We start from the raw sequence: 20,846 nt of genomic DNA on the forward strand, positions 1-20,846 counted from the left end.
GGGACCACGACGAGGGGGGCGACGATGGACATGACCTCGCAGGACCAGCAGAGCGCCGACGCGCAGCGCGACGAGATCGCGTGGACGTCGGTGAGCAACCCACGGCGCGTGCGGATCTGACGCGACCACCGCGGGACCCCGTGGCCGTCCGGCCGCGGGGTCCTCGTGCGTCCGGGGGTCCGCGGGCGGGTGCGCGCCGCGCCGCCCGAGGTCACCGCGAGCGGAGCCGGCCGATGACCTCGCGGGCGTCCGCGAGCGCCGAGTCGTCCTTCACGCCCGTGACGGCGTGGTGGTACATCCCGTCGCCGATCAGCTCGACGACGTGCGCGAGGGCGGGGTCCTCGAGCTCCTCGACGAGGGCGTCGTACCAGGCCGCGCGCATGCGGTCCAGGACGGACGACGCGTCGCCGTCGGACTCCTCCGCGAGCCGGATCGCGGCGACGAGCGCCCGGTCGAGCGGGCCGCCGGACTCCGTGGAGCTGCGCAGGTAGTACTCGACCGGTCCCTCGGGCGCGGCGCGCATCGCCTCGACGTCGGCGTCCCCGAGCGCGGCCAGGCGCTCGCGCTGACCCTGGGCCAGGGCCGCCTTGCTGGGGAAGTGGTAGAGCAGGCCGCCCTTGGACACGCCCGCGGCCGCCGCGACCGCGTCGAGCGTGGCGGCGCGGGCCCCGTGCTCGATGAGCAGGCTCTCGAACGCGTCGAGCAGCCGGTCGCGGGTGGCGGACATGGCGACGACCGTACCGGTCTCGACGACCGTACCGTCCGGACGGTACAGTCGTCCGGTCCGCCCACCGAACGAGGTCTCTGCCATGTCCGCCCCGGCCGCCACCGGCCGTCCCGCCACCCGTCCCGCTGCCCGCCCCTCGACGGCTGCCCCCGACACCGCGTCCGTCCTGCTGCACCGCGGCCGGCCGGTCCGGCCGTGGGCCGTGCTCGCGGTCCTCATGCTGCCCGTCCTGCTGATCTCCGTGGACAACACGGTGCTGTCGTTCGCGCTGCCCTCGATCACCGCGGCGCTCGGCGCGTCCGGCTCGCAGCTGCTGTGGATCGTGGACGCGTACCCGCTCATGCTCGCCGGCCTGCTCGTGCCGATGGGCTCCCTCGGGGACCGCGTCGGCCGGCGCCGGCTGCTGCTCGTCGGGGCGACCGGCTTCGCGGCGGTGTCCCTGCTCGCGGCGTGGTCGACCTCCCCGCAGATGCTGATCGCGTCGCGGGCGCTGCTCGGCGTGTTCGGCGCGACGCTGATGCCGTCCACGCTCTCGCTCATCCGGAACGTGTTCCTGGACCGGGCGCAGCGCCGCCTCGCGATCGCGGTGTGGGCGTCCGGGTTCGCCGGCGGGGCGGCTCTGGGACCGGTCGTCGGCGGTGCGCTGCTGAGCCACTTCTGGTGGGGCTCGGTGTTCCTGCTGAACGTGCCGGTGCTGCTGCTCCTGCTGCCGCTGGCGCTGCTGCTGGTGCCGGAGTCGAAGGACCCGGCGCCCGGGCCGCTCGACCCGTGGAGCGTCGTGCTGTCGCTCGCCACCATGCTGCCGCTGGTGCACGCGATCATCGCGGTCGGGGAGCACGGGGTCACGGCGGGCACCGTCGCGGGTGCGGTCGTCGGCCTCGCGGCGGGCGCGGCGTTCGTGCACCGACAGCGCCGGCTCGCGTCGCCCATGCTCGACGTCCGCCTGTTCACCCGGCCGGCGTTCTCCGGCGCGGTCGCGGCCAACCTGCTGTCCGTGCTCGGGTTCTCCGGGCTGCTCGTCGTGGTGTCGCAGTTCCTGCAGCTCGCCGCGGGGCTGAGTCCGATGGACGCCGGGCTGGTGCTGGTGCCGGGTCTCGCGGCGTCCGTGGCCGCCGGGCTCCTGGCGGTGCGCCTGGTGCGGCACGTGCGCCCGTCGACGCTGATCGGGTCGTCGTTCCTGCTCGCCGCCGCCGGGTACGGCGTGCTGACCCTCGTCGGGGACGTCCCCACCCCGGTCACCGTCGGCGTGACCTTCGTGATCATGGGGACCGGCGTCGGGCTCGCGGAGACCCTCACGAACGACCAGATCACGACGGCGGTGCCGCCGGAGAAGGCCGGGGCGGCGTCCGCGATCTCCGAGACCGCCTACGAGCTCGGCACCACCCTGGGCGTGGCCCTGCTGGGCTCGGTGCTCAACGCGACCTACCGGGCCCGCGTCGCCGTGCCGGACGGCCTGACCGCGGACCAGGCGCACGCCGCCGGGGAGACGCTCGGCGGCGCGGTCGGCGTGGCGGACGGGCTCGGCCCGGACGCGGCCGGTGCCCTGCTGGAGTCCGCCCGGCTGGCGTTCGACGCGGGCACGCAGCACGCCGCCGCCGTCGGGGCGCTCGTGGCGGTCGGCGCCGCAGCCGTCTCGTTCGTGGCACTGCGCCGCGCGACGGCCTGACACCGCCCGGCTCCGGGCCCGCCGTCAGCGGTTCCCCGGTCAGCCGGGTGCCGCCAGCGCCCTGTCCAGGAAGCCGACGACGTGCTCGCGCCACCCGGCCGGGTCCGCCGCCAGGGCGCCCGTGTGCGGCGCGCCGTCGACCGTCCACACCTCGACCCGCTCCGGTGCCGTGGCCGCGAGCCGCCCGGCCACGGACTGCTCGTCCGGCTCGGTGCCCGCGGCGAGCAGCAGCACGGGTGTGCCGTCGGCGCGGCGCACGGACTCCGCCAGCGTCCGCGGCGGCGCGCCCGGCGTCAGCACGTCCACCAGACCGTAGGTGACCGCGTCGAGCACGCCCTGCGCCCGGCCGGCGAGGCCGTACTCGTCGGCGAGCCACGTCTTGTCCCCGCGGGTCCGGCCGGTCGCGCCCTCGGCGACCACCGCGCGGATCCGCGCGTCCTCGCCGGCGGCGCCGAGTGACTCCTCCCCGCCCATCGACAGGCCGACGACGCCGATGCGGCCGGGGTCGACGTCGGGCCGGTGCACCAGCAGGTCCACGGCGGCGCGGATGTCGAGCTCGCCGGACCACCCCAGGTCCATGCCCCGGCCTCCGCTGGCGCCGTGCCCGCGGGCGTCCGTCGCCAGCACGCCGTAGCCGGCGGCGTGCAGCGCCTGCGCGTGCGCGACGACGGCGGCGCTGGTCGACCCGGAGCCGTGCCGCAGGACGACCGCCGCGCCGCTGGTGGACGGCAGGTACCAGCCCGCCAGCACCACGCCGTCCGCCGCGGTCATCGTCACGGTCTCGGCCTCTCGCGGTGGGCGCTGCGCCGCCGGGTGGGGCGGGTGGGTGGCCGCGAGCGCCACGGCCAGGCACCCGGCCGCCGCGAGCAGCCCGACCAGCCACAGCGGGGCGGCCACCAGCGCCCACCGGCCCAGCGCGCGCCGCAGGGCGAGGACGCCCGTCACCAGGCAGGCGACGCCGGCGACCGCAGCGGTGGCCGTCAGCAGGACCGCCGCCACCCCGGCGTCGAGCCGCGGCACCCCCAGGCCGGCGGCCGCGGCGAGCAGCAGCCCGGCGCCGGCCGTCGCCGCGGTGAACGCCGGCAGCGGGCGCGCGGGCCGGGCGCGGGTCCTGGCGGGCGCCGGCGCGGGGCTCCGGTGCGCGGCGCCGACCGGACGTGGCTCGGTGGACACGGACCCCCCGTCGCGGTGCCGGGGCCGGCGTGCGGTGGCCGGCGCGGACGGGCGGGGTGGCGCGCGCCCGTCGCCGCCACCCTCCCGTGGCGGCACGCCGCCCGGCAGAGTCCTTCGTCCGTGCCCGAGAAGGCCGTCCGTGCCCTGACCCGCCGCGGGCCCCGCCCCTGCCGCGCTCCACCGGGCCAGGCCGGGCCCGTTCGGAGGCTCCCAACGGCGAGGGAGGGGTGCGCGCGGGATCGGAGGTCACCGCGGACACCTCCGACGGCGCGCCGGGGTCTCCGTCAGCGTTCGGAGCCTCCGACGGCGCCGGCGCGGACGCGGTCGAGCAGCAGCAGGGCGATGTCGGTGACCTCCGGGACGCCGACCGCCGCGCGGTCGAGCGGCGCACCGCTCGCCGCGCCGACGCTCGCGGAGGCCCCGGACGCGGCCGGGCCGGTGGCCGCCGAGCCGGTGGCTGCCGGGCCGCTCGCCGCCGGGGCGGTCGCCGCCGCCACCCCGTCGGTCAGCATCACCGTGCAGTACGGGCACGCCGTCGCGATGACGTCCGCGCCGGTGGCGACGGCCTCGGCGGCGCGGGCCGTGCCGATGCGGGTACCGATCGACTCCTCCATCCACATGCGCGCCCCGCCGGCGCCGCAGCAGAACGAGCGCTCACGCGTCCGGGGCATCTCGACGGCCTCGACGCCCGGCAGTGCGGCGAGCAGCTCGCGCGGCGGCTCGTAGACGTCGTTGTGCCGGCCGAGGTAGCAGGGGTCGTGGTAGGTCACGCGCTGCGGGCCGTCGCCCGGGTCGACGGGCGTCAGGCGGCCCTCGGCGACGAGCCGGTCGAGCAGCTCGGTGTGGTGCACGACGTCGTAGTGCCCGCCGAGCTGCGGGTACTCCCGGGACAGGGTGTTGAAGCAGTGGGCGCAGGTGACGACGACCGTGCGGGCGCCGGCGGCGCCGAGCGTCTCGACGTTCGAGGCGGCGAGCATCTGGTAGAGCACCTCGTTGCCGGCGCGGCGGGCGGGGTCGCCGGTGCAGCCCTCGCCGTCGCCGAGCACGGCGAACGTCACGCCGGCGGTGTGGAGCAGCTCGGCCACGGCGCGGGTGGTGCGCCTGGCCTTCTCCTCGTACGCGCCGGCGCAGCCGACCCAGAACAGGTAGTCGACGTCCGCGGCGGACCCGACGTCGGCGCCGACCACGGGGACGTCGAACGGCAGGTTCTTCGCCCAGTCGAGCCGCTGGCGCGCGGGCAGCCCCCACGGGTTGCCCCGGCGCTCCATCTTCGTGAACGTCCCGCCGAGCTCGGCGGGGAACGCCGACTCCATGAGCGTCTGGTAGCGGCGGATGTCGACGATCGTGTCGACGTGCTCGATGTCGACCGGGCACTGCTGGACGCACGCGCCGCAGGTGGTGCACGCCCACAGGGCGTCGGCGTCGATGACGCCCGACGCGACGAGGTCGACGTCGACGTGCCCGGGCTCGACGTCGGCGCCGGCGCGGGCGGCACGCAGGTACGGGGCGGTGGCGGCGGCGTGGTCGCGCAGCGCGAGCGTCAGGAGCTTGGGGGACAGCGGCTTGCCGGTCGCCCACGCGGGGCACTGCTCCTGGCAGCGGCCGCACTCGGTGCAGGTCGTGACGTCGAGGAGCTGTTTCCAGGTGAGGTCCTCGACGGCGCGCGCGCCGAGGCGGGCGTCGTCCGGCAGGTCCTCGAGGGCGGCGACGTCGAGCTCCCGCCCGTCGACACGGACCGGCTGGAGCGGGCCGAGCGCGACGTCGCCGTCGGCGGAGCGCCGCGCGTAGACGTTCACCACGGCGAGGAACCGGTGCCACGCGACGCCCATCGTGGGCTGGAGGCCGACCACGACGAACCACGCCATCGACACGAGGATCTTGACGGTCGCGCACACCACGACGGCGGACTCGAGCGCCCCGGTCGACGCCCCGGCCCACAGGTCGCCGATCCACGCGGTCGTCGGGAAGTGCCACGCGCTCGCCGGGGACGACCCGTCGCGGGCGGCCAGCTCGTGCTCGAGGCCGCGCAGCAGCAGCACGGCCAGCACGACCAGCAGCACCGTGGCCTCGACCACGGCGGCCTGCCCGGTGTGGGAGCCGAAGAACCGGGACCGCCGCGCGGGCTCGGTGGGTGCGGGCCCGCTGCCGTCGCCGACGCCCGCCCCGGCGGCCGCGACGGCCCGCGCGGGCGTCGCCGGGGCGCCGCGCGGCGTGGTGCGGACGCGGACGGCGACCAGGGCGAGGATCCCCGCGAGCGACAGCCACGCGATGCCCTCGGTGAGCCACGACCAGGGCGCGAACCCGCCGAGCACCGGCAGCACGAAGCCCGGGTCCACCACCTGCACGTACCCGGTGACGAGCGTGAGGAACAGGACCGGGAACGACACCATCACCGACCAGTGGGCGACGCGCACCACCGGTCGGTGCTGGAACCGCCCGTGGCCGATCATCTCCCGCACGACCAGCCAGGTCCGCCGCCCGGCGGGACGCAGCCTCCCCGGCGCGGGGCGGCCCGAGCGGATCGTGCGCGTGAGCCGGACGGCGCCGCGGGCGAAGACCGCGACGCCCAGGACGGTGGCCGCGAGCACCACGACGAGGCAGGTCACCCGGAGCGCGTCCACGCGCACACGCTAGCCGCCCGCCGTCGCGACGCTCCCGGACCCGAGGTCCCCCGGGAGTGTGGCGTCCTGCACATCCAGGGCGGTGCGTGGTGACCGCTTGATACAGTTGTGGCAATCCCTCGACCTCGGTCGGCGCCCGCGCCCTTGCGTGCGTGGCGTCGCCGTGCGTCCCTGTACCTGCCCGCTGACAACACCACACGACCGCCGACCGCCGTCCGTGCCGCCCCGGCGCGGGCCACGACGGCGCCACCGACCGACCGACCACCCGCCCACGACAGGACGGAGCGGACGTGCTGCAGCTCCTCGCGGTGCACCTGCTGGCTGCCCTGGTCGCCCCTGCCCTGGTGGCGTGGATCGGCCGCAAGGCGTTCTGGGTGCTCGCGCTCGCGCCCGCCTCGGTGACCGTGTGGGCGCTGACCCTGACCGGCGAGGTGGTGGACGGTCGCGGTCCCACGCAGCGGGTCGAGTGGATCCCCGGGCTGGGGCTGGAGCTGTCGTTCCGTCTCGACACGCTGTCGTGGCTGATGACGCTGCTGGTCGGCGGCGTCGGGGCGGTCGTGCTGATCTACTGCTCGGCCTACTTCAAGGAGCACGCCAGCGGGCTCGGGCGGTTCGGCGGCGTGCTGGTGGCGTTCGCCGGCGCGATGTTCGGCCTCGTCACGGCCGACGACACGCTGCTGCTGTTCGTGTTCTGGGAGCTGACCACGGTCTTCTCCTACCTGCTCATCGGGCACTACCACGAGCGCAAGGCCAGCCGGCGCGCCGCCATGCAGGCCATCGTCGTCACGACGGCCGGCGGCCTGACGATGCTGGTCGGCGTCGTGCTGCTCGGCGAGGCGGCCGGCACGTACCGCCTGTCGGAGATCCTCGCCGACCCGCCGCACGGCGCCATGGTCACGGCCGGCGTGGTGTGCCTGCTGGTCGGTGCCGCGAGCAAGTCCGCCCTGATCCCCCTGCACTTCTGGCTGCCCGCCGCGATGGCCGCGCCGACGCCGGTCAGCGCGTACCTGCACGCGGCGGCGATGGTGAAGGCCGGCGTGTACCTGGTCGCCCGGTTCGCGCCGGCGTACTCCGAGCTGAGCGCCTGGCGGTGGCTGGTGGTCGTGCTCGGCGGCGGGACGCTGCTGCTCGGCGGCTACCGCGCCCTGCGCCAGCACGACCTCAAGCTCATCCTGGCGTTCGGCACCGTGAGCCAGCTCGGCCTCATCATCCTGCTCATCGGCTTCGGCACCCGGGCGACCGCCCTGGCGGGGCTCGCGATGATCGGGGCGCACGCCATGTTCAAGGCGGCGCTGTTCCTCGTGGTCGGCGTGGTGGACGCCGCGACCGGCACCCGCGACCTGCGGCGGCTGTCGGGGGTGGGACGGGCGCTCCCGATCACCGCCACGGCCGGCGCCCTGGCCACCCTGTCGATGATCGGCGCCCCGCCGTTCGCCGGCTACGTCGCCAAGGAGGCCGCCCTCGAGGCGCTCGGCCACGACGGCGACCCGCTCGGGCCGGCGGTCCTGGTGCTCGTCGCGGTGGGTTCCGCGCTGACCGTCGCGTACGGCATCCGGCTGTGGTGGGGAGCGTTCTGGTCCAAGCCGGTGCTGTCCCCGGCCGCGGTCCGCGAGCTCGCGGCGGCCAAGGACGCGACGGCCAAGGAGCCGGTGCCGCGCGAGTCCCCGGAGCCCGGTCCGGAGGACGACCGCGCCGAGCCCGCCCCCGTCGGGCGCCCGTCCCTGCTGCTGGTGTGGCCGGCGATGGTGCTGGCCGTGCTCGGCCTCGCGGTCGCGCTGCTGCCCGGCCTCGGGGAGCAGCTCCTCGCGCCGCAGGCGGACGCCTACCCGGTGGGCGAGGCCGGCCACCTCCTGCTGTGGGGCGGCCTGACGCCGACGCTCGCCATCACCGTCGCCGTGCTGGCGGCCGGTGTGCTGCTGTTCGTCGTGCGCGGCCCCGTCGAGCAGGCGCAGGCCGCGGTGCCGCACGTGCCGGAGGCCGACCGGGTCTACCGCAAGTTCATGCGCCGCCTGGACGACGTGGCGGCGGACGTCACCGCCGTGACCCAGCGCGGCTCCCTGCCGGTGTACCTGGGCGGGATCCTCGTGGTGTTCGTGGTCGCCGTGGGCGTCCCGCTGCTGACGTACACGCGGCTCCCCGCCGAGACCCGGCCGTGGGACCGCCCGGCGCAGGCCGTCGTCGGGGCGTTCGTGGCCGTGGCGGCGGTGCTCGTCGCGCGCGCCCGCCGGCGCCTGAAGGCCGTGATCCTCATGGGCGTCTCGGGCTACGGGGTCGCGGCCCTGTTCCTGCTGCACGGCGCACCGGACCTCGCCCTCACGCAGGTGCTCGTCGAGACCGTCACCCTCGTGGTGTTCGTGCTGGTGATGCGCCGGCTGCCGCCGTACTTCTCGGACCGCCCGCTGGTGGGCTCGCGCTGGGTGCGGCTCGCGATCGCGCTGTCCGTGGGGCTCACGGTCGGCGGCCTGGCCCTCGTCGTGCCGGGCGCCCGCGTGCACCCGCCCGTGTCGGTGGACTTCGCCGAGGAGGCCTACGCGTACGGCGGCGGCAAGAACATCGTCAACGTCACGCTCGTGGACATCCGCGCCTGGGACACCATGGGCGAGATCTCGGTCGTCCTGGTGGCCGCGACCGGCGTCGCCTCCCTGGTGTTCCTCCGGCGGCGCTCCGGCGCGATCTTCCGGGCCGGCGAGGCGCCCGAGCAGCGCCAGGTCTGGGGCGGCGGCGACGACCCGCTCGCCGTGGTGCGCCGGCCGGTCGAGGCCCGCAGCGCGTACCAGCCGCGCGAGTGGCTGCGCGCCGGGCGGACCCTCGCCCCGCGGCGCCGGTCCGTGGTGTTCGAGGTCGTGGTCCGGCTGCTGTTCCACACGATGATCGTGTACTCGCTGTACCTGCTGTTCTCCGGCCACAACGCGCCCGGCGGCGGGTTCGCGGCGGGCCTCGTGACCGGCATCGCGCTGATCGTCCGGTACCTGGCCGGGGGACGGTACGAGCTCGGCGAGGCGGCGCCCGTGCAGCCGGGCCTGCTGCTGGGCAGCGGGCTGTTCCTGTCCGCCGGCGTCGGGCTCGGCGCGCTGGTGTTCGGCGGCACGGTGCTGCAGTCCTGGATCCTCGAGGCGGACCTGCCGCTGCTCGGCCACGTGAAGCTCGTGACGTCCCTGTTCTTCGACGTCGGCGTGTACCTCGTGGTGGTCGGGCTGGTGCTCGACATCCTGCGCTCGCTCGGGGCGGAGATCGACCGGCAGGCCGAGGCCGAGGGCGACGCCGAGCCGGTCGGCGGGGACGCCGAGCCGGGCGAGGAGATCCGTGTGGACGCCGCCGCGGCGGGCCTCGTGGGCCATGCCGCCGCGCACGGCCCGGACGGCACGGGCGGACCCGGCGGACCCGGCGGCCCCGGCGGACCCGGCGGCCCCGCCGCACCGACGACGTCCGGGGGGTCGCGATGATCGACATGAGCCCGAACCTCGCGCTGGTCGCGGTGATCGTCGTGCTGGTGACCGCCGGCGTCTACCTGCTGCTCGAGCGCAGCCTGTCCCGCGTCCTCATCGGCATCATCCTCATCGGCAACGGCGCGAACCTGCTGTTCCTGGTGGCCGGCGGGGCCGCGGGCCGCCCGCCGATCGTGGGCCTGGAGCCGGAGGGCCGCATGAGCGACCCGCTGCCGCAGGCCATGGTGCTGACCGCGATCGTCATCACGCTGGGCATGACGGCGTTCCTGCTCGCGATGGCGTACCGGTCGTGGCAGCTGCACCGGCACGACGAGGTGCAGGACGACGTCGAGGACCGCCGCATCGCGCGGCTCGCGGCACGGGACGAGCGCGCGTTCGAGGACGCCGACACGGAGGACACCATCACGTCGCTCGACGAGGAGGCCGCGGAGACCCGCGACGAGACCGACGAGGGCGGTCCGGTGCCCGCGGGCACCGGCGCCGAGCCGGCCACCGGTCAGCGGGAGGGCGCGTGACGGAGTACACCTGGCTGGTCCCGCTGCCCGTCGTCGTGCCGCTGTTCGGCGCGGGTCTCGCGCTCGCGCTCTACCGCAAGCCCCAGGCGCAGCGGATCATCAGCGTCGTCGCGCTCAGCATCGTGCTGGTGGCCGCCGCGTCGCTGCTGGTCCTCGTCGACGACGGCCCGCTCGTCGTCGACATCGGCAACTGGGCGGCACCGGTCGGCATCGACCTGGTGGCGGACCGGCTGTCGGCGCTCATGCTCACCGTCTCCGCGGCGGTCACCCTGTGCGTCCAGCTGTACTCGCTCGCGCAGGGTGAGGCCGACGGCGACGAGGCCGCGCCGGTGTCGATCTACCACCCGACCTACCTGATCCTGGCCGCCGGCGTCGCGAACGCGTTCCTGTCCGGCGACCTGTTCAACATCTACGTCGGCTTCGAGATCCTGCTGGCCGCCTCGTACGTGCTGCTCACGCTGGGCGGCACGGGCGAGCGGATCCGCGCGGGCAGCATCTACGTGGTCGTCGCGCTGCTGTCGTCGCTGCTGTTCCTCATCGCCATCGCGCTGACCTACGCCGCGACCGGCACCGTGAACCTGGCCCAGCTCGCCGAGCGGCTCCCGGAGATCGACCCGGACGTCCGGCTGCTGCTGCAGGTGCTGCTGCTGCTCGCGTTCGGCATCAAGGCGGCGATCTTCCCGCTGTCGGCGTGGCTGCCCGACTCCTACCCGACCGCGCCCGCGCCCGTCACCGCCGTGTTCGCGGGCCTGCTCACCAAGGTCGGCGTCTACGCGATCATCCGCACGCAGACGCTGCTGTTCCCCGAGGGCCGCATGGACGACGTGCTGCTGTGGGCGGCGCTCGCGACGATGGTCGTGGGCATCCTCGGCGCCGTCGCGCAGGACGACCTCAAGCGTCTGCTGTCGTTCACGCTCGTCAGCCACATCGGCTACATGATCTTCGGGATCGCCCTGTCGTCGCAGGCGGGGTGGGCCGCGTCGATCTACTACGTCGCCCACCACATCACCGTGCAGACCGGCCTGTTCCTGGTGGCCGGGCTCATCGAGCGCCGCGGCGGCACGACGTCGCTCGAGTCGCTCGGCGGCCTCGCCAAGATCGCGCCCGTGCTCGCGGTGCTGTTCTTCATCCCCGCGATGAACCTGGGGGGCATCCCGCCGCTGTCGGGGTTCCTCGGGAAGGTCGGGCTGCTGCAGGCCGGCGTGCAGGACGCCCGCCCGCTCGCGCTCGCGCTGGTGGTCGGGGGCGTGCTGACGTCGCTGCTGACGCTCTACGCCCTCATCAAGGCGTGGAACAAGGCGTTCTGGCAGACCCCGCCGGAGCCCCTGCCCGACGCCACCCTCCCGAAGGGCATGGTCGGCCCCGCGGCCGCCCTCGTCGCGCTCGGCCTCGGGCTGACGGTGTTCGCCGGCCCGCTGTACGGGTACGCCGAGCGGGCCGCCGCGGCGCTGGCCGACCGCGACGTGTACGTGCAGTCCGTGCTGCCCGACGGTGGCCGGGGTGAGGGCGAGTCGGCGGACGCCGCCCGGGCGGAGGCGGACGGATGAGCCTGCACCCGCGCCGGCGGCGGCTCGCCGCGCAGTGGCCCACGATGCTCTGGCTGGTCGTCGTCTGGGTGCTGCTGTGGGGCGACCTGACCGTCGCGAACGTCCTCGCCGGCGCCGTCGTGGCCGTCGCCGTGACCGGCGCGCTGCGGATGACCCCGATCGACTTCCACGGCCGGCTCCGTCCGTGGGGGCTGGTCGTCCTCGTCGCGCGGTTCGCCGGGGACCTGCTGGTCGCGTCGGTCGAGGTGTCGTGGCTCGCGCTGCGCCCGCGGCACACGCCGCGCGGCGCGGTGATCGGCGTGCAGCTGCGCAGCCACTCCGACCTGTACCTCACGATGACGGCCGAGCTGTGCTCGCTGGTGCCGGGGTCGCTCGTCGTGGAGGCGCACCGGCTCACCGGCATGCTGTACCTGCACGTGCTCGACGTCGAGCAGTCCGGCGGCGTGGAGGCGGCGCGGCAGGCGGTGCTGGACCAGGAGGAGCGCGTGCTGCGGGCGTTCGCGTCGGACTCCGAGCTGCGCGACGCCGGCCTCGACCCGCACCCGCGCCGGACGACCCGGCGCCCGGCACCCCGGACGGAGGTGGGCGCGTGACCGTCGTGTACCTGCTGTGCGCCGCGCTGCTGACCGTCGCCGGCGCCCTGGCCCTGATCCGCGCGGAGCGCGGCCCGTCGATGCTGGACCGCACGGTCGCGCTCGACATCGTGGTGACCGTCGTGGTCGCGGCCGTCGCGCTCTACGCGTCGATCGACCGGCGCACCGACGTGGTGCCCGTGCTCGTCGTGCTGTCCCTCGTCGGGTTCGTCGGCTCGGTGACCATCTCGCGGTTCGCGTCCGTGGAGCCCGAGGGCGAGGGGCGCGTGCGCAGCCGCGAGGAGATCGCGCAGGAGGAGGCCGAGCGCATCCGCGCCGAGGAGGAGGCCGAGGAGCAGCGCCGCCGGCGCCGCGCCCAGGAGGCGGACGCGCAGGTGGTGCACGACGAGGCGGCGCACGGGCACGAGGACCACGCCGACGACGAGCGCCAGGGGAGCGGACGATGAGCGCGGACACCGTCGCGGACGTCGTGGCGGCGGTCTGCCTGATCGGCGGTGCGCTGCTGGCGCTCGCGGCCGGCGTCGGCGTGCTGCGGTTCCCCGACCTGCTGTCCCGGATGCACGCCGGCACCAAGCCGCAGGTGCTCGGGCTCGTGCTGGTGCTCATCGGGCTGTCGCTGCGGCTGCGGTCCGGCGGCGCGGTGTGGGCGCTGATCCTGGTGGCGCTGTTCCAGATGCTCACGGCGCCCGTCGCGGCCCACCTGGTCGGGCGGGCGGGCTACCGCACGGGCAAGGTGCGCCGCGACCTGCTCGTCGTCGACGAGCTCACCGAGGCGCAGGAGCGCGCGTCGGAGCGCGAGGGGACGCAGGACGGGGACGAGGACGACGACCACGACGACGCGCACGGTGCCCCGGGCGCGTCCGGCCGCCGGGGCTGACCCCGGCGGCGGGCGTCCGGTGCCCGCCCCGGCGGTGTGCCGTCACCGGCGGAACAGCGCCGCCCAGAGGAAGTCCTCGCCGAACGTCGCCGGGTCGCCGGACCGCATGCGGCGCAGCTCCACCTCGTCCAGCCAGCCGAACGCGCGCCGCAGGTCGTCGGCGCCGTAGGCGAGCCCACCGCCGAGCCCGCCCTCGCGGTACAGGTCGGCGTCGTCCGCCTCGGTGCCGCCGCGCCCGTCGTGCCCGGTCGCGAAGCAGGCCAGGCCGAACCGCCCGCCGGGGCGCACCGTCCGCTCCAGCAGCCCGCGGTACGTCAGCCGGCGGTGCGGCGGCAGGTGGTGGAAGCAGCCGGAGTCGTAGACCAGGTCGTACTGCTCCGCCGGCGGCTGCCACGTGAGGACGTCGGCGCGGGCGAACCGGACGTCGACGCCGGCCTCGTCGGCCCGCTCCCGTCCCCAGTCCAGCGCCGCCTGCGAGAGATCGAGCGCGTCGACGGTGCAGCCCTGCTGCGCGAGCCAGACGGCGTTGCGGCCGGGCCCGCAGCCGAGCTCCAGCACCCGGGTGCCCGGACCGAGGGGCAGCCGGCCGTCGGCGTGCCACGCCACCAGGCTCTCGTCCGGGGCCCAGCGGAAGAACGGCACGCCCCGGCCGCGGTCGGCGTAGAACCGGTCCCAGAAGTCCGCGCCGCCCCGGTCCGACCACCGGTCGGCCTGCTCGGCGAACAGGTGGTCCATGAGGTCGAGCACGTCGTCGACGGTCTGGACACAGCGGCGTGCGGGCCGGGCTGGCGTCGCGGGCATGGCGGGCTGACCTGCGCATTCGTCGGCGAGCGGGACGCTCGAGCCTAGCGGGGCGCAGGTCGGCCGGAGGGGGACCTCCGTGCCTGGTCAGGCGTGCGGCAGGTGCCGGTTCCTGTCGACGCGCTGCACGAACTTCTTGGTCCCGCGCGTGGCGAACACCCGCGCCAGCGTCACGGCGCCGGCGGTGATCACGGAGGCCGCGACCACCTCGCCGATGCGGATGTCGTCGGCGTCGTCCTCCGGCTTCGGCGGCTTGTGGCCGACGGCGGCCTTCCAGGCGGCGTCCACGGCCTTCCCGGCGAGCCACGCGACCGCGCCCGCCACCACCAGGCCGGTGATCTTCGCGAACGTGGACTGGGTCTCCTCGTCGGCCACGGTTCCTCCTGCTGCGTCGGTGCGGTGTCGTGCGGGCGCGTGCGTGCTGCGCCCCACGCTAGCCCCGCGGGTGCCGCACCGCAGGTCACCCGGGCGCACGCAGTCGCGCGGGGGCGGCGGCTGGGGGCGTCGGGGACGGCGGTGTAGGGTCGGCCCCGAACGACAGGGGAGCGTCCCGGACCGCCGCCGCGAGGTGGCGCCCGACCGACGCTGAGAGTGCGGACGGAACCGCAGACCCTCGCACCTGATCCGGTTAGCACCGGCGTAGGGAGTCGGGATCTCAGTCGCCTCGTGTCGTCGGCACGGGTGCGGCAGCGCGCGCGGGCGGACGACGCGCGGCGACCCCCTCGGTTGCACATCGAGGAGGACGCATGGCGCGCACGCGCGCAGCACGCCGGACCATCCGGCACACCGCGGCCCTGGGGGTCGCGGCCCTGGCCCTCACGGCCTGCTCGGCCACCGGCGGGTCGCCGTCCGGCGGGTCCGCGGGCGGGGACGGCACGGCGGGCGGGTCGGTCACGCTGGTCACCCACGACTCGTTCCACGTCAGCGACGGGCTGCTCGAGCAGTTCGAGGCGGACACCGGGCTGACCGTCACGCAGGTCGCGCCCGGTGACGGCGGGGCGCTGGTGAACCAGCTCATCTTGACCAAGGACGCCCCGCTGGGCGACGTCGTCTACGGGATCGACAACACGTTCGCGTCGCGGGCGATCGACGAGGGCGTGCTGGAGCCCTACACGTCGCAGGTGCCGGCGGCAGCCGACGCGGAGCCGTACGCCCCCGACGACTCGGGGTCGCTGACCGCCGTCGACCTCGGCGACGTGTGCCTCAACGTGGACCACGCCTGGTTCGCCGACCGGGACGTCCCGGAGCCGGCGACGCTCGCGGACCTGACGGACCCCGCGTACCGGGACCTGACCGTCGTGACGAACGCCGCGACGTCCAGTCCCGGGCTGGCGTTCCTGCTGGCGACCGTCGGGGCGTTCGGCGAGGACGGCTGGCAGCAGTACTGGCGTGACCTCACGGCGAACGGCCTGAAGGTCGCGGAGGGCTGGTCGGACGCGTACTACACCGACTTCTCCGGCGGGGGCGGCGGCGGCTCCCGGCCGATCGCGCTGTCCTACGCGTCGTCGCCGCCCGAGACGATCCCCGAGGGCGGCGGCGAGCCGACCACCGGCGCGCTGCTCGGCACCTGCTTCCGGCAGGTCGAGTACGCCGGCGTCCTCGCGGGCGCGCAGAACCCCGAGGGCGCGCGCCGGCTGGTGGACTGGCTGCTGTCGGACGCGGTGCAGGCCGACATCCCCGGGTCGATGTACATGTACCCGGTGAGCTCGGCGGTGGACCTGCCGGAGGACTGGGCGCAGTGGGCGCCGCTGGCCGACGAGCCGTACACCGTGCCGCTCGACGAGATCGCGGCGAACCGGGAGACGTGGGTCCGTGAGTGGACGGACCTGGTGACGGGCTGACGTCGTGACCCGCCCGCTGACGCACCCGTCCCCGACCGGCTCCGGCCGGCCGGGGACGGGGGCGCGCGCGACCCCTCCGGAGGTCCCCGCGCCGCCCCCGGCCGCGCCCACCGCGCCCACCGCCCCCGGACGCGGCTGGGCGGTCGCGCGCGGGACGGCGTGGGCGGTGGCGGCCGCGGTGCCGCTGCTGTTCCTCGGGGTGTTCTTCGCGTGGCCCGTGCTGACGCTCGTCGGGCGCGGCCTCGTCGCCGACGGGTCGCTGGACCTGTCCGGGTTCGCGGAGGTGCTCGGGCGGCCGCGGACCTGGCGGATCGTCGGGCTGACGCTGGCGCAGGCGACCCTCGGCACGGTGATCTCGGTGCTGCTGGGCGTGCCAGGTGCGGCGGTGCTGTACCGCAGCCGGTTCCCGGGGCGGGGGGTGCTGCGCGCGCTCGTCACCGTGCCGTTCGTGCTGCCGACCGTCGTGGTGGGGGTGGCGTTCCGGGCGCTGCTGCGCGACAACGGGCCGCTCGGGTTCCTGCACCTCGACGGGACGTTCGCCGCGATCGTCGCGGCGCTGGTGTTCTTCAACTACGCGGTGGTCGTGCGGACCGTCGGGGGCCTGTGGGAGCGCCTGGACCCGCGGCCCGAGCAGGCCGCCCGGTCGCTCGGCGCGTCGCCCGCGCGCGCGTTCCTCACCGTGACGCTGCCCGCGCTGACCCCCGCCCTCACGTCCGCCGCGTCGCTGGTGTTCCTGTTCTGCGCGACGGCGTTCGGGACGGTGCTGGTGCTGGGCGGGATGCGGTTCGGCACCGTCGAGACGGAGATCTGGATCCAGACCACCCAGTTCCTGGACCTGCGGGCCGCCTCGGTGCTGTCGGTGGTGCAGGTGGTGGTGGTCGTCGCCGCGCTCGCCGTGGCCGGCCGCGCGCGGGCCCGGCGGGAGCGCGCGCTGTCGCTCGTCGACACGCCCGTCCGGGCGGTCGGCCGCCCGCACCCCCTGCCGGCGGTCGTCACGGCGGTGGTGCTGGTGCTGCTCGCCCTGCCGCTCGCCGCTCTGGTGCTCGGGTCGTTGCGCACCGGCGACGGCTGGGGGCTGGACCACTACCGCGCGCTGGGCACCACCGGCGGCCGGAACGCGCTGACGGTCACGGTCTGGGAGGCGCTCGGCAACTCGCTGCGGGTGGCCGTCGACGCGACGGTGCTGGCCCTGGTGGTGGGCTGCCTGGTCGCCCTGCTGGTGTCGCGGCGCCCCCGGCGGCCGGCCGCGCGGCGGGCCGTGGGGGTGCTGGACGGCGTGTTCATGCTGCCGCTGGGCGTCTCCGCGGTGACGGTCGGCTTCGGCGCGCTGCTCACGCTCGGGCACCCCTTCGGCATCGCGACCGACCTGCGCGCCACCGGCGTGCTGGTGCCCGTCGCGCAGGCGGTCGTCGCGGTGCCGCTCGTCGTCCGGACGGTGCTGCCCGTGCTCCGCGCCGTCGACCCGCGGCTCCAGGAGGCGGCCCGGACGCTGGGCGCCGGGCCCGGCCGCGTGCTGGCGACGGTGGACGGGGCGCTCGCGGCGCGCTCCGTCGGCCTCGCGGTGGGGTTCGCGTTCGCGGTGTCGCTCGGGGAGTTCGGGGCGACGTCGTTCCTGGCGCGACCGGACCGCCCGACGCTGCCCGTCGTGGTCTTCCGGCTGATCGGCCAGCCGGGTGCGGACAACTACGGCATGGCGCTGGCGGCCGGGGTCGTGCTGGCCCTGCTGACGGCGGGGGTGATGGCGGCCGCGGAGCGGCTGCGCGGGCCGGTGGGAGGAGAGCTGTGACGGACGGGCTGGCGGTACGGGACCTCGAGGTGCGGTACCCGGGGGCGACGCGGGGCGCGGCCGGGGTGACGGCGGTCGCGGGGGTCGACCTGGACGTGCCGCAGGGGCAGGTGCTCGCCCTGCTGGGCCCGTCGGGCTGCGGGAAGTCGTCGCTGCTGCGCGCCGTGGCCGGGCTCGAGCCGCCGACGGCCGGCCGGGTGCTGTGGGACGGGCAGGACCTGGCGTCCGTGCCGGTGCACCGGCGGGGGTTCGGCCTGGTGTTCCAGGACGGTCAGCTGTTCCCGCACCGCGACGTCGCCGGCAACGTCGGGTACGGGCTGCGGGACGTCGGCCGCGCCGAGCGCACCGCCCGGGTGGCGGAGCTGCTGGACCTCGTGGGCCTGCCCGGCTACGGCCCGCGGCCGGTGGCGACGCTCTCCGGCGGGGAGCGGCAGCGGGTCGCCCTCGCGCGGTCGCTGGCCCCGCGCCCCCGGCTGCTCCTGCTGGACGAGCCGCTCTCGGCCCTCGACCGGTCGCTGCGCGAGCGGCTCGCCGACGACCTGCGGCGGGTGCTGGTGACCACCGGGACGACCGCGCTGTTCGTCACGCACGACCAGGACGAGGCGTTCGCCGTGGCGGACCGGGTCGCGGTGATGGCGGCCGGCCGGCTGCTGCAGGTCGCGCCGCCGGAGGAGCTGTGGCACCGGCCCGCCGGGCGGGAGGTCGCGGAGTTCCTGGGGTACCGGACGTTCCTCGCCGCCGCGGACTGGGGCTCGGCGGCCCCGCCGGCCGACGGCCCGCTGCTGGCGGGGACGCTCGCCGTGGCGCCGGGCGGCTGGCGCGTGCTGGCCCCGGGGGAGTCCGCGGGGGAGGGCGCTCCGGTGCGGGACGCGCGGGTCACCGGGCGCCGCTCCCGCCGCGGTCGCCTGGAGCTCGTCGCGGTCATCGAGCCGGAGGGCGTGGCGGTGGCCGCGACGCCGGCGCACGGCCCCGCACCCGCGGACGGCGCGCGCGTGCGGGTGGCGGCCGACGAGGGGTCGGTGGCGGTGCTCGGCGGCTGACGTGCACCGGTCCCGGACGCGTGGTGGCGCCCGTGGTGGCGCCGGGATTTCCTGTAGTCCCGCTACGGAATCGTGCGGCGGCGCTACCGGGCGGTAGCGTCACGCCATGCCGTGGCTGGAGATCATCGGGTGGACCGGGTCGGTCCTCGTCGTCGTGTCCCTCATGCAGGCCCGCGTGCTGCGGTTCCGGTGGATGAACTTCGCCGGCTCCGTGGTCGCCGCCGGCTACAACGCCGTGGTCGGGATCTGGCCGTTCGCCGCCATGAACGGCGTCATCGCGGTCATCGACGCCTACTGGCTGTGGCGGCTCACCCGCGAGCGGCACGACGCGGACGTCTACCAGGTGGTGCCCGTCGGCCCGCGCGACGACTACCTGCGGCACGTGCTCGGCGTGCACGCCGCCGACATCGCCCGGTACTACCCGTCGTTCGCGCTCGACGACCCGGGCGCGCGGTGGGCGTACCTCGTGCTGCACGGCGACGAGACGGTCGGCGTCGTCGTCGTGCGTGACGCCGGCGAGGGGGTCGGCGAGGTGCAGCTCGACTACGTGACGCCCCGGTTCCGCGACTTCGCGCCCGGCGAGTTCGTGTACCGCCGCAGCGGGGCGTTCGCGGGCGCTGGCCTGCGCTCCCTGGTGGTCGTCGACGACGCGCAGGACTCCGGCGACTACCTCCGCCGCGTCGGCTTCACCCAGGAGGCGGGCCGCTGGCGCCGCGAGGTCGCCCCCGCCACCCCCTGACCCCGCCCGCCCCGCCCCGCCCCATCCCGTCCGGCCCCGTCCGGTCCCGTCCGCCGAGGTCGGCAGTCCCAGGCGAGGTCGGCAGCTCCAGGTGCCGACCTCGCACACGAACTGCCGACCTCGCGGGAGGGGGTGGGCGGCGGTCGGGGCGGCGTGTGCCTAGGATGAGTTCGGACGTCCGAACTTGGAGGTACGGTGACCGCCACACAGGATCGCGCCGCGGTGTCGCGCGGGCGCGTGCTGCCGCTGCTGGGCCCGGCGTTCGTCGCCGCGATCGCGTACGTCGACCCGGGGAACGTCGCCGCGAACCTCACGGCCGGCGCCCGGTACGGCTACCTCCTGCTGTGGGTGCTGGTCGCCGCGAACGCCATGGCCGTGCTGGTGCAGTACCAGTCGGCGAAGCTCGGCATCGTCACCGGGGAGTCGCTGCCGGGGCTGCTCGGCCGGCGGATGCGACGCGGCCCCCGGCTGGCGTTCTGGGCGCAGGCGGAGGTCGTGGCCGCCGCGACGGACATCGCCGAGGTCGTGGGCGGCGCCATCGCGCTGCACCTGCTGTTCGGCCTCCCGCTCGTCGCGGGCGGGCTCGTCGTCGGCGTGGTGTCGATGCTGCTGCTGGCCACGCAGGACCGGTACGGCCAGCGGCGGTTCGAGCGGCTCGTCGTCGCGCTGCTGGTGGTCATCGTCGTCGGGTTCCTCGGCGGCCTGCTGCTGGGGCCGCCCGACCCCGCGGGCATGCTCGCCGGCCTCGCCCCGCGGTTCGCAGGCACCGACTCGGTGCTCCTGGCGGCGTCGATGCTGGGCGCCACGGTGATGCCGCACGCGATCTACGTGCACTCGGCGCTGAGCCGGGACCGGTTCGGCCGGACGCCGGCGCCCGAGCTGCGCGCCGGGCTGCTGCGCGCCACGCGCTGGGACGTGGGCACGGCGCTCGGCGTCGCCGGGACGGTCAACATCGGGCTGCTCCTGCTGGCGGCGGCCAACCTGCGCGGCGTCGAGGGCACGGACACGATCGAGGGCGCGCACGCGGCGATCAGCGGCGCGCTCGGCGGCGGGGTCGGCGTGGTGTTCGCGGTCGGGCTGCTCGCCTCGGGCCTCGCCTCGACGTCCGTGGGCTGCTACGCGGGTGCGGCCGTCATGGAGGGCCTCGTCCACCGCCGGGTGCCGCTGCTGCTCCGGCGCGCGATCACGCTGGTCCCGGCGCTGGTGCTGCTGGCGCTCGGGGCCGACCCGACGTGGACGCTGGTGGTGAGCCAGGTGGTGCTGTCGTTCGGCATCCCGTTCGCCGCGGTGCCGCTGGTGCGGCTCAACCGGGACCGGGGGCTGCTGGGCGCGCACGCCAACGGGCCGCGGCTGCAGGCGGTGCTGGTCGTCGTCGTGGCCCTGGTGGTGGCGCTGAACCTCGCCCTGCTGGTGCTGCTGGCGACGGGGGCCTGAGTAGTCGGAGCGCGACTCCCGGAACCGCGCGCGACCTGCG

Annotated in this window: 17 protein-coding genes and 1 riboswitch; of the genes, 12 read left to right on the forward strand and 5 right to left on the reverse strand. The window is 76.1% G+C overall.

What is annotated here, in order from left to right:
* Positions 1-211: 211 nt before the first annotated feature.
* Positions 212-727 (reverse strand): TetR family transcriptional regulator, encoded by a 516-nt coding sequence (locus P9841_RS11870; protein ID WP_283318876.1) that lies wholly within the window; start codon positions 725-727, stop codon positions 212-214.
* Between the two features lie 82 nt (positions 728-809).
* Between P9841_RS11870 and P9841_RS11875 the strand changes: the two genes are divergently transcribed.
* A complete protein-coding gene (locus tag P9841_RS11875) occupies positions 810-2,393 on the forward strand; it encodes an MFS transporter (protein WP_283318877.1) in 1,584 nt (527 codons plus the stop codon).
* 39 nt (positions 2,394-2,432) lie between these two features.
* On the opposite strand, the gene P9841_RS11880 is transcribed toward P9841_RS11875, so the two are convergent.
* Complete coding sequence (locus tag P9841_RS11880) at positions 2,433-3,566, reverse strand: alpha/beta hydrolase (RefSeq protein WP_283318878.1); 1,134 nt, start codon at positions 3,564-3,566, stop codon at positions 2,433-2,435.
* 284 nt (positions 3,567-3,850) lie between these two features.
* The gene (locus P9841_RS11885; protein ID WP_283318880.1) at positions 3,851-6,187 is read right to left on the reverse strand and encodes a (Fe-S)-binding protein; all 2,337 of its coding nucleotides are present in this window, start codon (positions 6,185-6,187) and stop codon (positions 3,851-3,853) included.
* A gap of 290 nt (positions 6,188-6,477) precedes the next feature.
* Here P9841_RS11885 and P9841_RS11890 point away from each other — a divergent pair, with 290 nt between their 5' ends.
* The 6 genes from P9841_RS11890 to mnhG are packed head-to-tail and all read left to right on the forward strand — an operon-like array spanning position 6,478 to position 13,165.
* A complete protein-coding gene (locus P9841_RS11890) occupies positions 6,478-9,630 on the forward strand; it encodes a Na+/H+ antiporter subunit A (RefSeq protein WP_283318881.1) in 3,153 nt (1,050 codons plus the stop codon).
* Complete coding sequence (locus tag P9841_RS11895) at positions 9,627-10,148, forward strand: Na(+)/H(+) antiporter subunit C (RefSeq protein ID WP_283318882.1); 522 nt, start codon at positions 9,627-9,629, stop codon at positions 10,146-10,148. The genes P9841_RS11890 and P9841_RS11895 overlap by 4 nt, the downstream gene beginning before the upstream one ends.
* A complete protein-coding gene (locus P9841_RS11900) occupies positions 10,145-11,695 on the forward strand; it encodes a Na+/H+ antiporter subunit D (protein WP_283318883.1) in 1,551 nt (516 codons plus the stop codon). Before P9841_RS11895 ends, P9841_RS11900 begins: the two co-directional genes overlap by 4 nt.
* A complete protein-coding gene (locus P9841_RS11905; RefSeq protein WP_283318884.1) occupies positions 11,692-12,288 on the forward strand; it encodes a Na+/H+ antiporter subunit E in 597 nt (198 codons plus the stop codon). The genes P9841_RS11900 and P9841_RS11905 overlap by 4 nt, the downstream gene beginning before the upstream one ends.
* Complete coding sequence (locus P9841_RS11910; RefSeq protein WP_283318885.1) at positions 12,285-12,734, forward strand: MrpF/PhaF family protein; 450 nt, start codon at positions 12,285-12,287, stop codon at positions 12,732-12,734. Before P9841_RS11905 ends, P9841_RS11910 begins: the two co-directional genes overlap by 4 nt.
* A complete protein-coding gene (gene mnhG / locus P9841_RS11915; protein ID WP_283318886.1) occupies positions 12,731-13,165 on the forward strand; it encodes a monovalent cation/H(+) antiporter subunit G in 435 nt (144 codons plus the stop codon). Before P9841_RS11910 ends, mnhG begins: the two co-directional genes overlap by 4 nt.
* Positions 13,166-13,207: 42 nt before the next feature.
* Here mnhG and P9841_RS11920 read toward each other — a convergent pair whose 3' ends face one another.
* Both P9841_RS11920 and P9841_RS11925 read right to left on the reverse strand, forming a co-directional pair.
* Positions 13,208-13,966, reverse strand: coding sequence for an SAM-dependent methyltransferase (locus tag P9841_RS11920; RefSeq protein ID WP_283318887.1), 759 nt, complete (start codon positions 13,964-13,966; stop codon positions 13,208-13,210).
* An 87-nt stretch (positions 13,967-14,053) separates the two neighbouring features.
* Positions 14,054-14,341: a DUF4235 domain-containing protein gene (locus P9841_RS11925; RefSeq protein ID WP_283318888.1), complete on the reverse strand. Its 288-nt coding sequence runs from the start codon at positions 14,339-14,341 to the stop codon at positions 14,054-14,056.
* 154 nt (positions 14,342-14,495) lie between these two features.
* A riboswitch (TPP riboswitch) is annotated at positions 14,496-14,629 on the forward strand.
* 83 nt (positions 14,630-14,712) lie between these two features.
* Here P9841_RS11925 and P9841_RS11930 point away from each other — a divergent pair.
* The 5 genes from P9841_RS11930 (at position 14,713) to P9841_RS11950 (ending at position 20,806) form a co-directional block, all read left to right on the forward strand.
* Positions 14,713-15,807 carry a thiamine ABC transporter substrate-binding protein gene (locus tag P9841_RS11930; RefSeq protein WP_283318889.1) on the forward strand — a complete coding sequence of 365 codons (1,095 nt, stop codon included), beginning with the start codon at positions 14,713-14,715 and terminating at the stop codon, positions 15,805-15,807.
* Between the two features lie 4 nt (positions 15,808-15,811).
* Positions 15,812-17,593 carry an ABC transporter permease gene (locus tag P9841_RS11935; protein WP_502847563.1) on the forward strand — a complete coding sequence of 594 codons (1,782 nt, stop codon included), beginning with the start codon at positions 15,812-15,814 and terminating at the stop codon, positions 17,591-17,593.
* Entirely contained in the window at positions 17,590-18,633 is a 1,044-nt protein-coding gene (locus P9841_RS11940; protein ID WP_283318890.1) for an ABC transporter ATP-binding protein, read from the forward strand. Before P9841_RS11935 ends, P9841_RS11940 begins: the two co-directional genes overlap by 4 nt.
* A 106-nt stretch (positions 18,634-18,739) precedes the next feature.
* Entirely contained in the window at positions 18,740-19,372 is a 633-nt protein-coding gene (locus tag P9841_RS11945; protein WP_283318892.1) for a hypothetical protein, read from the forward strand.
* 195 nt (positions 19,373-19,567) lie between these two features.
* Positions 19,568-20,806: an Nramp family divalent metal transporter gene (locus P9841_RS11950; RefSeq protein ID WP_283318893.1), complete on the forward strand. Its 1,239-nt coding sequence runs from the start codon at positions 19,568-19,570 to the stop codon at positions 20,804-20,806.
* Positions 20,807-20,846: the final 40 nt, after the last annotated feature.

This window comes from Cellulomonas sp. ES6 (assembly GCF_030053835.1).
Taxonomy (GTDB): domain Bacteria; phylum Actinomycetota; class Actinomycetes; order Actinomycetales; family Cellulomonadaceae; genus Cellulomonas.

Coding starts and splice junctions, on each gene's coding strand:
- P9841_RS11870 (WP_283318876.1), bottom strand. CDS start 727: ATGTCCGCCACCCGCGACCGGCTGCTCGACGCGTTCGAGAGCCTGCTC.
- P9841_RS11875 (WP_283318877.1), top strand. CDS start 810: ATGTCCGCCCCGGCCGCCACCGGCCGTCCCGCCACCCGTCCCGCTGCC.
- P9841_RS11895 (WP_283318882.1), top strand. CDS start 9,627: ATGATCGACATGAGCCCGAACCTCGCGCTGGTCGCGGTGATCGTCGTG.
- P9841_RS11905 (WP_283318884.1), top strand. CDS start 11,692: ATGAGCCTGCACCCGCGCCGGCGGCGGCTCGCCGCGCAGTGGCCCACG.
- mnhG (WP_283318886.1), top strand. CDS start 12,731: ATGAGCGCGGACACCGTCGCGGACGTCGTGGCGGCGGTCTGCCTGATC.
- P9841_RS11920 (WP_283318887.1), bottom strand. CDS start 13,966: ATGCCCGCGACGCCAGCCCGGCCCGCACGCCGCTGTGTCCAGACCGTC.
- P9841_RS11930 (WP_283318889.1), top strand. CDS start 14,713: ATGGCGCGCACGCGCGCAGCACGCCGGACCATCCGGCACACCGCGGCC.
- P9841_RS11945 (WP_283318892.1), top strand. CDS start 18,740: ATGCCGTGGCTGGAGATCATCGGGTGGACCGGGTCGGTCCTCGTCGTC.